Source organism: Pseudomonas onubensis, assembly GCF_965653655.1.
In the GTDB taxonomy this organism is placed as follows: Bacteria; Pseudomonadota; Gammaproteobacteria; order Pseudomonadales; family Pseudomonadaceae; genus Aquipseudomonas.
Genome location: NZ_CBFHAZ010000081.1, coordinates 16311 through 28292 on the forward strand (window position 1 = coordinate 16311; position 11982 = coordinate 28292).

An 11982-nucleotide genomic window follows, 5' to 3' on the forward strand; every position below is an offset into this window, starting at 1 on the left:
AAGGCTTTGAGTATCTGCGGTCTGTTGCAAAAAGGTAGTTAATGATGAGCGCAAGGCACTTTCTCTCCCTGATGGATTGCACGCCCGAAGAGCTGGTCAGCGTGATCCGTCGAGGCATTGAGCTTAAAGACCTGCGTAACCGCGGCGTACTGTTCGAGCCTTTGAAAAACCGTGTGCTCGGGATGATTTTCGAGAAGTCGTCGACCCGCACCCGCGTGTCGTTCGAAGCCGGCATGATCCAGCTGGGTGGCCAAGCCATCTTCCTGTCCTCGCGCGACACCCAACTGGGCCGTGGCGAGCCGATCGCCGACGCTGCCCGCGTGATGTCACGCATGCTCGATGCGGTGATGATCCGTACCTTCGCGCACAGCACCGTGACCGAATTTTCCGCCAACTCGCGCGTACCGGTGATCAACGGCCTGTCCGATGACCTGCACCCGTGCCAGTTGCTGGCCGACATGCAAACCTTCCTTGAACACCGTGGTTCGATCCAGGGCAAGACCGTGGCCTGGATCGGCGACGGCAACAACATGTGCAACAGCTATATAGAAGCGGCGATCCAGTTCGACTTCCAACTGCGCGTTGCCTGCCCCGAAGGCTACGAGCCGGATGCACGCTTCCTGGCCCAGGCCGGTGATCGCGTGACCGTGGTGCGCGACCCGCGTGACGCGGTCATCGGCGCGCACCTGGTGAGCACCGACGTATGGACCTCCATGGGCCAGGAAGAAGAAACCGCCAAGCGCCTGGCGCTGTTCGCGCCGTTCCAGGTGACACGCGCCCTGCTCGACCTGGCCGCGCCGGACGTATTGTTCATGCACTGCCTGCCCGCGCACCGTGGCGAAGAAATCAGCCTGGACCTGCTCGACGATGAGCGTTCAGTGGCGTGGGACCAGGCCGAGAACCGCCTGCACGCGCAAAAGGCGCTGCTCGAATTTCTCGTGCCACCGTCGTACCACCACGCATGAGCCAGCCATTACTGCTGAACCTGCGCAATCTGGCATGCGGCTATCAAGATCAACGGGTGGTGCAGAACCTCAACCTGCACCTTAACGCCGGCGACATCGGCTGTCTGCTGGGCTCCTCGGGTTGCGGTAAAACCACGACCTTGCGTGCAATTGCCGGGTTTGAACCGGTGCACGAGGGCGAAATCAGCCTGGCCGGCGAAGTGATCTCCAGCGCCGGGTTCACCCTGGCACCGGAGAAACGTCGCATCGGCATGGTGTTCCAGGACTACGCGCTGTTTCCGCATTTGAGTGTGGCCGATAACATCGCCTTCGGCATTCGCAAGCACCCGCAAAAAGACCGTGTGGTCGCCGAATTGCTGGAACTGGTCAACCTGAAAAACCTCGGCAAGCGCTTCCCCCACGAGCTTTCCGGCGGCCAGCAACAACGCGTCGCCCTCGCCCGCGCGCTGGCGCCGGAGCCGCAACTGTTGCTGCTCGACGAACCCTTCTCCAACCTCGATGGCGAACTGCGGCGCAAGCTCAGCCATGAGGTGCGCGACATTCTCAAGGCACGCGGCACCAGTGCGATTCTGGTCACCCATGATCAGGAAGAAGCCTTTGCCGTGAGTGATCAGGTGGGCGTATTCAAGGAAGGCCGTCTTGAACAATGGGACACGCCCTACAACCTCTACCACGAACCGCAGACGCCCTATGTCGCCAGCTTTATCGGCCAGGGTTACTTCATTCGTGGGCAATTGAGCTCGCCGGAATCGGTCAGCACCGAACTGGGTGACTTGCGTGGCAACCGTGCCTACACCTGGCCAACCGGTGGCGCGGTGGATGTGTTGCTACGCCCGGATGACATCGTTTACGCACCGGACAGTGCGTTGAAGGCACGGATTGTCGGCAAGACCTTCCTCGGTGCTTCGACGTTGTACCGTCTGCAACTGCCGACCGGCGCACAGCTGGAGTCGATTTTCCCCAGCCATGCCGACCATCAGGTGGGTGCGCAGGTGGGGATTCGGGTGGCGGCGGAGCATTTAGTATTGTTTCAAGCGTCTGGCAGTACCGCGGCGCAGATTCCTCAGGTTGAATCCGGCGTTCGCCGCTACAGCCCGGCTCACTGATCAACTGACGAAACCGGATAAAATGTGGGAGCGGGCTTGCTCGCGAATGCGGTGTGTCAGTTGATAGATCCATTACTGAACCACCGCATTCGCGAGCAAGCCCGCTCCCACATTGGATCTCATAATCTTCAAAACGTGAGTTTCAGCTCCGCCCAATCGGCGCGAACTTGGCCTGGGTATGCTCGGCCAGCACCGCTGCGGCCAGCTCCACTTCCAACCCCCTTCTGCCGGCACTCACATGAATCGTCGCAAACTGTTGCGCGGTCTCATCGATAAATGTGCGCAATCGCTTCTTCTGCCCCAACGGGCTGATGCCGCCCAACAGGTAACCGGTAGAGCGCTGCGCTGCCGCCGGGTCAGCCATCTCGGCTTTTTTAACCCCGGCCGCGTGGGCCAGAGCCTTAAGGTCCAGACTTCCGACGACCGGCACCACCGCTACCAACATTTCACCTTTCTCACTGCTGGCCAGCAAGGTCTTGAACACCTGCGCCGGGTCGAGCCCCAATTTTTCCGCGGCCTCCAGGCCATAGGATGCTGCCTTGGGATCATGCTCGTAACTGTGAACGCGATGTTCGGCGCGAACTTTTTTCAACAGGTCCAGTGCGGGGGTCATGTCTACTCCTGGCGCAGCAAAAAGATCGCCAATTCTAGGCCAAGCCCACGCAAAACGCTCTAGTGCGCCCCTCCCGCTATGCGCGCTTGCAGCCTCACCCGTGATCATTCACCAGACCAATAGTTAGAAAATGACCAATGGTTCACTTTCGACCTTTGACAGCGGTCATTCTTGTCTATATTTTTTCGTTTCCGAATACTGTAGGAATAGTACTCCAGTGTTCCAGCGGGAAGCCGCAGCCAGGATGGGGATCCTGGTTCCGGTGAAAATTGCGCAACGGCCCGTTGAGGCTGTGCGCCAACAAGAACAACAATCGAGGTTTGCCATGACTACTGCTCTTCAACAGCCTTCACTTTCGAGCCAATGCATGGCCGAATTCCTGGGGACTGCGCTTCTGATCTTCTTCGGTACAGGATGTGTCGCTGCGCTCAAGGTCGCGGGTGCCAGCTTTGGGCTGTGGGAAATCAGTATTATCTGGGGCATCGGCGTGAGCATGGCGATCTACCTCACTGCCGGTATTTCCGGGGCGCACCTCAACCCGGCGGTCAGTATCGCCCTGTGCATCTTTGCCGATTTCGAAAAGCGCAAACTGCCCTTCTATATCCTCGCGCAAATCGCTGGCGCGTTCTGCTCGGCGGCGTTGGTTTACACGCTGTACAGCAACCTCTTTTTCGATTACGAACAAACTCACCATATGGTTCGCGGCTCCCAGGCCAGCCTGGAATTGGCGTCGGTGTTCTCCACCTACCCACATGCGCTGCTGAGCACGGCCCAGGCATTCCTGGTGGAAATGGTGATTACCGCCATCCTGATGGGCGTGATCATGGCCCTGACCGACGATAACAACGGCCTGCCCCGCGGCCCGCTGGCCCCGCTGCTGATCGGCCTGCTGATTGCCGTAATCGGCAGCGCCATGGGCCCGCTGACCGGCTTTGCGATGAACCCGGCGCGGGATTTCGGCCCCAAGCTGATGACCTTTTTCGCCGGCTGGGGTGAAATGGCCTTTACTGGCGGCCGCGATATTCCTTACTTCCTGGTACCGATTTTCGCGCCGATTGTCGGCGCCTGCCTCGGCGCTGCGGCATATCGCGGGCTGATTGCCCGCCACCTGCCGAGCGCCGCACCTGCTATAGCTGAAGAAACACCTGACACGGCTGTCAACGGCAAGACTCGTATTTCCTGAAAGCGCCGGCCTGGTCCCCTGCCCTTCGCGGCCCAGGCTGATTTCTGACTTCCTTATTTCGTCCAAGGCAATTGACATGACCGACATTCAGAATAAGAACTACATCATTGCCCTTGATCAGGGCACCACCAGTTCGCGGGCGATCATCTTCGATCGTGACGCCAACGTGGTCTGCACCGCCCAGCGTGAATTCGCTCAGCATTACCCGCAAGCCGGCTGGGTCGAACATGACCCGATGGAAATCTTCGCTACCCAGAGCGCGGTGATGGTCGAGGCCCTGGCACAAGCCGGCCTGCACCATGACCAGGTCGCCGCCATCGGTATTACCAACCAGCGTGAAACCACCGTGGTCTGGGACAAGATCACCGGCCGCCCGATCTACAACGCCATCGTGTGGCAGTGCCGCCGCAGCACCGAGATCTGCCAGCAGCTCAAGCGCGACGGCCACGAGCAATACATCAGCGACACCACCGGCCTGGTCACCGACCCGTACTTCTCCGGCACCAAGCTCAAGTGGATCCTCGACAACGTCGAAGGCAGCCGTGAGCGTGCGCGCAACGGCGAACTGCTGTTCGGCACCATCGACAGCTGGCTGATCTGGAAATTTACCGGCGGCAAGACCCACGTCACCGACTACACCAACGCCTCGCGCACCATGCTCTTCAACATCCACACCCTGGAGTGGGATGCGAAGATGCTGGAGATTCTCGACGTGCCGCGCGAAATGCTGCCGGAAGTTAAGTCTTCCTCGGAAATCTACGGCCGTACCAAAAGCGGCATCGCCATCGGCGGTATTGCCGGTGACCAGCAAGCGGCGCTATTCGGCCAGATGTGTGTAGAAGCCGGCCAGGCCAAGAACACTTACGGCACCGGCTGCTTCCTGCTGATGAACACCGGCGACAAAGCGGTGAAATCCAAGCACGGCATGCTCACCACCATCGCTTGCGGCCCGCGGGGCGAAGTGGCTTACGCCCTCGAAGGCGCGGTCTTCAACGGTGGCTCCACCGTGCAATGGCTGCGTGACGAGCTGAAAATCATCGCCGACGCCACCGACACCGAATACTTCGCCGGCAAGGTCAAGGACAGCAACGGCGTGTACCTGGTGCCAGCCTTTACCGGCCTGGGCGCTCCGTACTGGGACCCGTATGCCCGTGGCGCACTGTTCGGCCTAACCCGTGGCGTGCGCGTGGACCACATTATTCGTGCCGCCCTGGAGTCGATTGCCTACCAGACCCGCGACGTGCTGGACGCCATGCAACAGGACTCTGGCGAACGCCTCAAAGCCCTGCGTGTGGACGGCGGTGCGGTGGCCAACAACTTCCTGATGCAGTTCCAGGCCGACATCCTCGGCACCCAGGTCGAGCGCCCGCAAATGCGCGAGACCACGGCACTTGGCGCCGCATACCTGGCAGGCCTGGCCTGCGGTTTCTGGGGCAGCCTGGACGAGTTGCGTGGCAAGGCCGTGATCGAGCGCGAATTCGAACCACAGCTTGATGAAGCCGCCAAAGAGAAGCTCTACGCCGGCTGGCAAAAAGCCGTCAGCCGCACCCGCGACTGGGAACCGCACGAGGGCGCTGAATAAGCCAACCGCCGGACCCATATCGGGTTGTAACTGGCGGGGAGTCGATTGCTGCGGCATCATGGGCCACTTTTGTATGGCAGCCCAAAGGAAGCCCCATGAATCTGCCTCCCCGCCAACAACAAATCCTCGAACTGGTGCGCGAACGCGGCTACGTCAGTATCGAGGAGATGGCGCAGCTATTCGTTGTCACCCCGCAAACCATCCGCCGCGATATCAACCAACTGGCGGACGCCAATCTGCTGCGCCGCTACCACGGCGGTGCGGCCTATGACTCCAGTGTCGAGAACACCGCGTACGCCATGCGTGCCGACCAGATGCGTGACGAAAAACAACGCATCGGCGAAGCCATTGCCGCGCAAATCCCAGATCACGCCTCGCTGTTTATCAACATCGGCACCACCACCGAATCCATCGCGCGTGCGCTGCTCAATCACAACCACCTGAAAATCATCACCAACAACCTCAACGTTGCGACCATGCTCAGTGCCAAGGACGACTTCGATGTGCTGTTGACCGGCGGCAATGTGCGCCGTGACGGTGGTGTGGTGGGCCAGGCGAGTGTCGACTTTATCAACCAGTTCAAGGTCGACTTTGCTTTGGTGGGCATCAGCGGCATTGATGAAGATGGCAGCTTGTTGGACTTTGATTATCAGGAAGTCAGGGTTTCCCAGGCGATCATCGCCAATGCGCGCCAGGTGATTCTGGCGGCGGACTCAAGCAAATTCGGGCGCAATGCCATGATTCGCTTGGGGCCGATCAGTCTGGTGGATTGCTTGGTGACCGATCAGCAGCCGGTGCCGGCACTTGTTCAGTTATTGAATCAGCATAAGGTTCGGTTGGAAGTGGTTTAGCGCCTGCACTGGCGCCTTCGCGAGCAAGCCCGCTCCCACAGTTAACCGCATTCTCATGCTGGAACTCGGTCAACTGTGGGAGCGGGCTTGCTCGCGAAGGCGATTTAACCAGCACCCCATCTATTGAGCCTTCCCCCGGCTCGTGTTCACAATTCTTCCTTTCCCCGCCCTTCGATGAGTTTTTTCAATCGAAGTCGGGTGGCTGTGCGCGCGTTTATCAGCTACCATTTTCGCAAATGAACATTAATGTTCGAATTCCAAGACGAAAAAGATCGCGAGGCCAGCCGATGAACCCTTCCACCTTGCCTGCTCCACCGCTTGCTGAAGTCTATGACGTTGCCGTAATTGGCGGCGGGATCAATGGCGTCGGCATTGCAGCAGACGCAGCCGGGCGCGGTTTGTCGGTATTCCTTTGCGAAAAGGACGACTTGGCCAGCCATACCTCCTCGGCCAGCAGCAAGCTGATCCACGGTGGCCTGCGTTACCTCGAACATTACGAATTCCGCCTGGTGCGCGAGGCGCTGGCCGAACGTGAAGTGCTGCTGGCCAAGGCCCCGCACATCGTCAAGCAGATGCGCTTTGTCTTGCCGCACCGCCCGCACCTGCGCCCGGCGTGGATGATTCGCGCGGGCCTGTTCCTGTACGACCACTTGGGCAAGCGCGAAAAACTCGCCGGATCCAAGAGCCTCAAGTTCGGCCCCGACAGCCCGCTGAAAAGTGAGATCACCAAAGGCTTCGAATATTCCGACTGCTGGGTTGATGACGCCCGCCTGGTGGTACTCAATGCCATGGCCGCCCGCGAAAAAGGCGCGCATATCCACACCCAGACCCGTTGCATCAGCGCACATCGCAGCAACGGCATGTGGGAAATGAACATGGAGCGCGCCGATGGCAGCCTGTTCTCGATCCGCGCCCGCGCCTTGGTGAATGCCGCCGGCCCGTGGGTCGCCAAGTTCATCAAGGAAGACCTGAAGCTGGACTCGCCTTACGGTATCCGCCTGATCCAGGGCAGCCACCTGATCGTGCCGAAACTCTACGAAGGTGCGCACGCGCACATTCTGCAGAACGAAGACCAGCGTATCGTCTTCACTATTCCGTACCTGAACCACCTGACCATCATCGGCACCACCGACCGTGAGTACACCGGTGACCCGGCGAAGGTCGCGATTACCGAAGGTGAAACCGACTACATGCTCAACGTGGTCAACGCGCACTTCAAGAAGCAGCTGAGCCGCGACGACATCGTGCACACCTACTCCGGCGTACGCCCGCTGTGCAACGACGAATCGGACAACCCGTCGGCCATTACCCGTGACTACACCCTGTCGCTGTCTGGCGGTAACGGTGAAGCGCCGATCCTGTCGGTGTTCGGCGGCAAGTTGACCACCTATCGCAAGCTGGCCGAGTCGGCGATGGCGCAACTGGCACCGTTTTTCACGCAGATGCGCCCAAGCTGGACCGCCACGGCGAGCCTGCCGGGCGGCGAAAACATGAGCACGCCAGAAGCCCTGGCCGAAGCGATTCGCGCCAAGTTCGACTGGGTGCCGAGTGAGATCGCACGCCGTTGGTCCACCACGTACGGCAGCCGTACCTGGCGCTTGCTCGAAGGTGTGCAATCGTTGGCTGACTTGGGCGAGCACCTGGGTGGCGGCCTGTACACCCGCGAAGTCGATTACCTGTGCGCCGAAGAATGGGTGACGCAACCGCAGGACGTGTTGTGGCGCCGGACCAAGCTGGGCTTGTTCACCACGCCGCAAGAGCAGGAAAACGTGCAGCGTTACCTGTCCAAGATTGAGCAAAACCGCGCGAAGATTGAAGCGGCCTGATCTCAGGCCGTAACGAGAAGCCCCTGTACCGCAAGGTCCAGGGGCTTTTTTTATGTCGCGAGTGCCTGGCGCTGATAACGCAGGCCCATGTCCCGAATCGCGCTGGACGCCGCGCTCAGCAGCACCGGATAAGCCGCCAGCAGAAACCCCGGCGTTGCCGTTGCCAGCGCACGCTCAAGCCATACGCAGGCCTGGGCTTCATCGCCCTCCGCCACCAACTCTGCGGCGTGGTTATATTGCCCACGAAAATCCCCGGCCTGCGCCGCGCGCTGATACCACGCCTTTGCTAGACGCACATCCTTGGGCACCACCACGCCTTCATGGTGGAAACGCCCCAGCAGGTTCATCGACTTGGCGTGGCCCTTATCCGCCGCCTGCGCAAACAGCGCATACGCCGCTCCCAGGTCACGCGCCACACCGCGCCCGCCGGTAAGCAATTGCGCGTAGTTGTACAACCCCCAATCCAGGCCCAGGTCGGCGGCCTGTCGGTAATGCTGCGCGGCATCCGCCAGATCGATGGCGCAGCCCCAGCCGTTCTCCAGGCAACGCCCGATCATGTTGATCGCCATGGGGTGACGCTGGCGTGCGGCGATACGAAACCAGCTCAGCGCCAGCGCCTCATCCTTCTGCACGCCACGGCCGTCGAGCAGCAGCTGCGCCAATGTCGCCTGCGCGTCAGCGTCGCCCAGTTGCGCGGCATGCATGACCCAACGTGCATAGGCGCGTGGGTTTTCACCGATATCCGCTGCGTCGCTTTGCATGGCTGCCCTACACCGCGATCCAGGACCGCAAAAGTTTCATGAATTATTTCGTTACAAACTATTACATTTGAGATCCTTTATCAATTACGATCGCCTCTCACTTTCACCCACACGAGAATAATCAATGGCTACCGGGATCAGTTCTGCCCCCCTTTCATCGCGGCATTTGCTCGCGTCGGCAGTGGGTTTGGCAGCGGCTGCGCAGGGAGGATTCAGTTATGCGGCGCAGACTGCAGCAGATGACGGCACGGGCGTAATCCAGCTCGGCGCGACCAGTATCGAAGGTCAGGCGCCGAGCCAGAGCACTTACAACCCCGCCGCGCCCTCATCCCCCAAGTACACCGAGTTGCTGCGCGATACGCCGCAGACCATCACGGTGGTGCCCAAGGAAGTCATTCATGACCAGAACCTGCTGACCCTGCGCGATGTGCTCAGCACCGTGCCCGGCATCACTTTTGGGGCCGGCGAAGGCGGCAGCGGTTATGGCGACAGCATCAACCTGCGCGGCTTCTCGGCCAGCGGCGACATCTACGTCGACGGCGTGCGCGACAGCGCGCAATACAGCCGCACCGACCCGTTCAACCTGGAACAGGTCGAAGTGGTCAGCGGCGCAAGCTCGGTGTATTCGGGTTCCGGTGCAGTCGGCGGCACCATCAACCTGGTGACCAAGCAGCCTGAGCTGCGCGATAAAACCACGATCAGCGCCGGTATCGGCACCGATAGCTACAAGCGCCTCACCCTGGACACCAACCAGCAACTCAACGACACCACTGCCTTCCGGTTGAACCTGATGGCCCATGGTAACGACGTGCCGGGCCGCGATTATGAAGATTACTCGCGCTGGGGCATCGCGCCCTCTATTGCCTTCGGCCTGGGCACGCCGACGCGCGTCACCGTCAGTTATGAGCATCAGAAAGACGACAACACGCCGCAATACGGCATCCCTATCTACAACGGCAAACCGATGCCGGGCGTGGGCTGGAGCGACTACTACGGCTACCACAACATCAATGACCAGCAAATCACCTCGGACGCGTTCAGCTTGAAGCTCGAGCACGACTTCAACGACGCCGTCTCGGTGCGCAACTTCACCCGCGTCGAGCGCGTGCGCCAAGACCTGCGCGCCTCCGGCCCCGAAGGCGCCCAAGCCGGCTGCCTGGCCACCGGCACCCAGATCACCGGCGCCCCGTGTACCGCAGGCCTCGCGCCGGGCTACTTCCAGCCGAGCGGCGGCTCGCTGGGTAACGAGCGCAACACCCAGAACAAAATGTTCACCAACCAGACTGACGTGACCAGCCACTTCAGCACCGGTTTCATCGAGCACACATTGGTCACCGGCATCGCCATCAGCCGCGAGGAATATGAAGCGGACACCGGCAAATGGCTGACCAACGCCAACGGCAGCACCATCGTGCCGCCACCAGTCAGCTTCAGTGACCCGAACTCGGAGTGGACTGGCCCGGTCAACTTCACCCGTGCGGCGCACATCGACGGTGCGCTTAACAACCGCGCCGCCTATGCCTTCGACACGCTCAAGCTCAACCCGCAATGGGAAATCAACGGCGGCTTGCGCTACGAGCATAACGCCGGCAGTTCGGTGAACAATGCCTACTCCAGCACCGGCGTGGAAACCCCTGGCGGGCGCTTCGGCCAAGCGGATGACCTGACGTCCTATCGCCTGGCGCTGGTGTACAAGCCGGCCGAAAACGGCAGCATCTACATCGCCTACGGCAACAGCAAGACGCCGTCCCAGGCCAGCGTCAACGGCAGCTGCTACACCCCGGCCAAGAACAACACGGCGGCCATCAACAACTGCAACGTCTCCCCGGAAACCGCGGTCAGCTATGAGATTGGTACCAAGTGGGACTTCTTCGACAACGCCCTGTCGATCACTGGCGCAGTCTTTCGCAATGACCGCACCAACTACAAAGTCGCCAGCAACGACCCAACCAACCTCAGTGGCACGCAATCGCTCGACGGTAAGGCACGTGCGGACGGCGTTGCGCTGGGCCTGAGCGGCGCGATCACGGACAAGTGGAAGGTGTTCGCCAACTACACCTACCTCGACACCCGCGTACTGCGCAGCGCCAGCGACTTCACCCTGGCAACCACCGGGTTCGACGCACAGAAAGGCGAACCGCTACCGTTCACGCCCAAACATGCAGCCAGCCTATGGACGGTGTACGACCTGCCGTATGACTTCCAAGTGGGCTACGGCATTACCGCCCAATCCAAGCAGTACCTGGTCAGCGCCGCCGGGGCACCGACTGCGCCTGGCTACGCGGTACAGCGCGCGATGCTCGGTTATAAGGTCAACAAACAGCTGAACCTGCAGTTGAACGTCAACAACCTGTTCGATAAGGAATACCTGACGCGCATCCGTAACAACGGTTGGGCAGTGCCGGGTGACGGGCGTGCGGCGGTGGTGTCGGCGGACTACACCTTCTAAAGCGTAAACCTCCCCCTGTGGGAGCTGGCCTGCGATGGCGGTCTTTTGGTGGTGTACATATCCGTTGCTGCGGTTACGGCTGAGTAGGGTTCCGCTCTTACAGTGGGTCACTTTTGTAAAGACCGGAATGCCGGCCCAGACAAAAGTAACCAAAAATCTTCGCCCCAACACTCGGTGCCTCGCTATGGCTCGGCATGCCCGCAATCCGCCAGTGATTTGGGGGGGCGATTTCAGATCAAGATCAAAAGCGCAGATCAAAAGACCGCTGACTTCGTCATCGAAAAGGATGTAAGGGCCAGAGCAACAGCAACAGCAACAGCAACAGCAACAGCAACAGCAACAGCAACAGCAACAGCAACAGCAACAGCAACAGCAACAGCAACAGCAACAGCAACAGCAACAGCAAAGCCCTACTCGGTCTAATGTGGGAGCTGGCTTGCCTGCGATGCAGACACCTCGGTACACCAGGCACACCGGGTTGATGCCATCGCAGGCAAGCCAGCTCCCACAGAAAAGCAGCTCTTCAGTGGATGCAAATCCGCAGCCGACCTCATATTCAAAACCGCATGCGGTCAACTGTGGGAGCGGGCTTGCTCGCGAATGCGGTGTATCAGTCAATTTATCTGTCACTGACCCACCGCATTCG

At 60.2% G+C, this 11982-nt stretch carries 10 protein-coding genes; 7 read left to right on the forward strand and 3 right to left on the reverse strand.

Annotated elements, in window-relative coordinates:
- The first annotated feature begins 44 nt into the window (after positions 1–44).
- The gene (gene argF, locus ACTD9P_RS22075; RefSeq protein WP_069786197.1) at positions 45–965 is read left to right on the forward strand and encodes an ornithine carbamoyltransferase; all 921 of its coding nucleotides are present in this window, start codon (positions 45–47) and stop codon (positions 963–965) included.
- Complete coding sequence (locus tag ACTD9P_RS22080) at positions 962–2071, forward strand: ABC transporter ATP-binding protein (protein WP_056857628.1); 1110 nt, start codon at positions 962–964, stop codon at positions 2069–2071. The genes argF and ACTD9P_RS22080 overlap by 4 nt, the downstream gene beginning before the upstream one ends.
- A 142-nt stretch (positions 2072–2213) precedes the next feature.
- On the opposite strand, the gene ybaK is transcribed toward ACTD9P_RS22080, so the two are convergent.
- Positions 2214–2684, reverse strand: coding sequence for a Cys-tRNA(Pro) deacylase (ybaK, locus tag ACTD9P_RS22085; RefSeq protein WP_438869352.1), 471 nt, complete (start codon positions 2682–2684; stop codon positions 2214–2216).
- 325 nt (positions 2685–3009) lie between these two features.
- On the opposite strand from ybaK, the gene ACTD9P_RS22090 reads away from it, so the two are divergent.
- The 4 genes from ACTD9P_RS22090 (at position 3010) to glpD (ending at position 8126) form a co-directional block, all read left to right on the forward strand.
- A complete protein-coding gene (locus ACTD9P_RS22090; protein ID WP_056857650.1) occupies positions 3010–3867 on the forward strand; it encodes an MIP/aquaporin family protein in 858 nt (285 codons plus the stop codon).
- Positions 3868–3943: 76 nt separating this feature from the next.
- Positions 3944–5449: a glycerol kinase GlpK gene (gene glpK, locus ACTD9P_RS22095; RefSeq protein ID WP_438869353.1), complete on the forward strand. Its 1506-nt coding sequence runs from the start codon at positions 3944–3946 to the stop codon at positions 5447–5449.
- A gap of 95 nt (positions 5450–5544) precedes the next feature.
- Positions 5545–6300 carry a DeoR/GlpR family transcriptional regulator gene (locus ACTD9P_RS22100; RefSeq protein ID WP_010212755.1) on the forward strand — a complete coding sequence of 252 codons (756 nt, stop codon included), beginning with the start codon at positions 5545–5547 and terminating at the stop codon, positions 6298–6300.
- Between the two features lie 287 nt (positions 6301–6587).
- On the forward strand, positions 6588–8126 hold the full coding sequence (glpD, locus tag ACTD9P_RS22105) for a glycerol-3-phosphate dehydrogenase (protein WP_438869354.1): 1539 nt from the start codon (positions 6588–6590) through the stop codon (positions 8124–8126).
- Between the two features lie 50 nt (positions 8127–8176).
- Here the strand turns inward: glpD and ACTD9P_RS22110 are convergent, their stop codons facing one another.
- Complete coding sequence (locus ACTD9P_RS22110) at positions 8177–8887, reverse strand: tetratricopeptide repeat protein (protein ID WP_438869355.1); 711 nt, start codon at positions 8885–8887, stop codon at positions 8177–8179.
- 124 nt (positions 8888–9011) lie between these two features.
- Between ACTD9P_RS22110 and ACTD9P_RS22115 the strand changes: the two genes are divergently transcribed.
- Positions 9012–11336: a TonB-dependent receptor gene (locus ACTD9P_RS22115; RefSeq protein WP_438869356.1), complete on the forward strand. Its 2325-nt coding sequence runs from the start codon at positions 9012–9014 to the stop codon at positions 11334–11336.
- Between the two features lie 274 nt (positions 11337–11610).
- On the opposite strand, the gene ACTD9P_RS22120 is transcribed toward ACTD9P_RS22115, so the two are convergent.
- The gene (locus tag ACTD9P_RS22120) at positions 11611–11742 is read right to left on the reverse strand and encodes a hypothetical protein (protein ID WP_438869357.1); all 132 of its coding nucleotides are present in this window, start codon (positions 11740–11742) and stop codon (positions 11611–11613) included.
- Positions 11743–11982 lie beyond the last annotated feature (240 nt).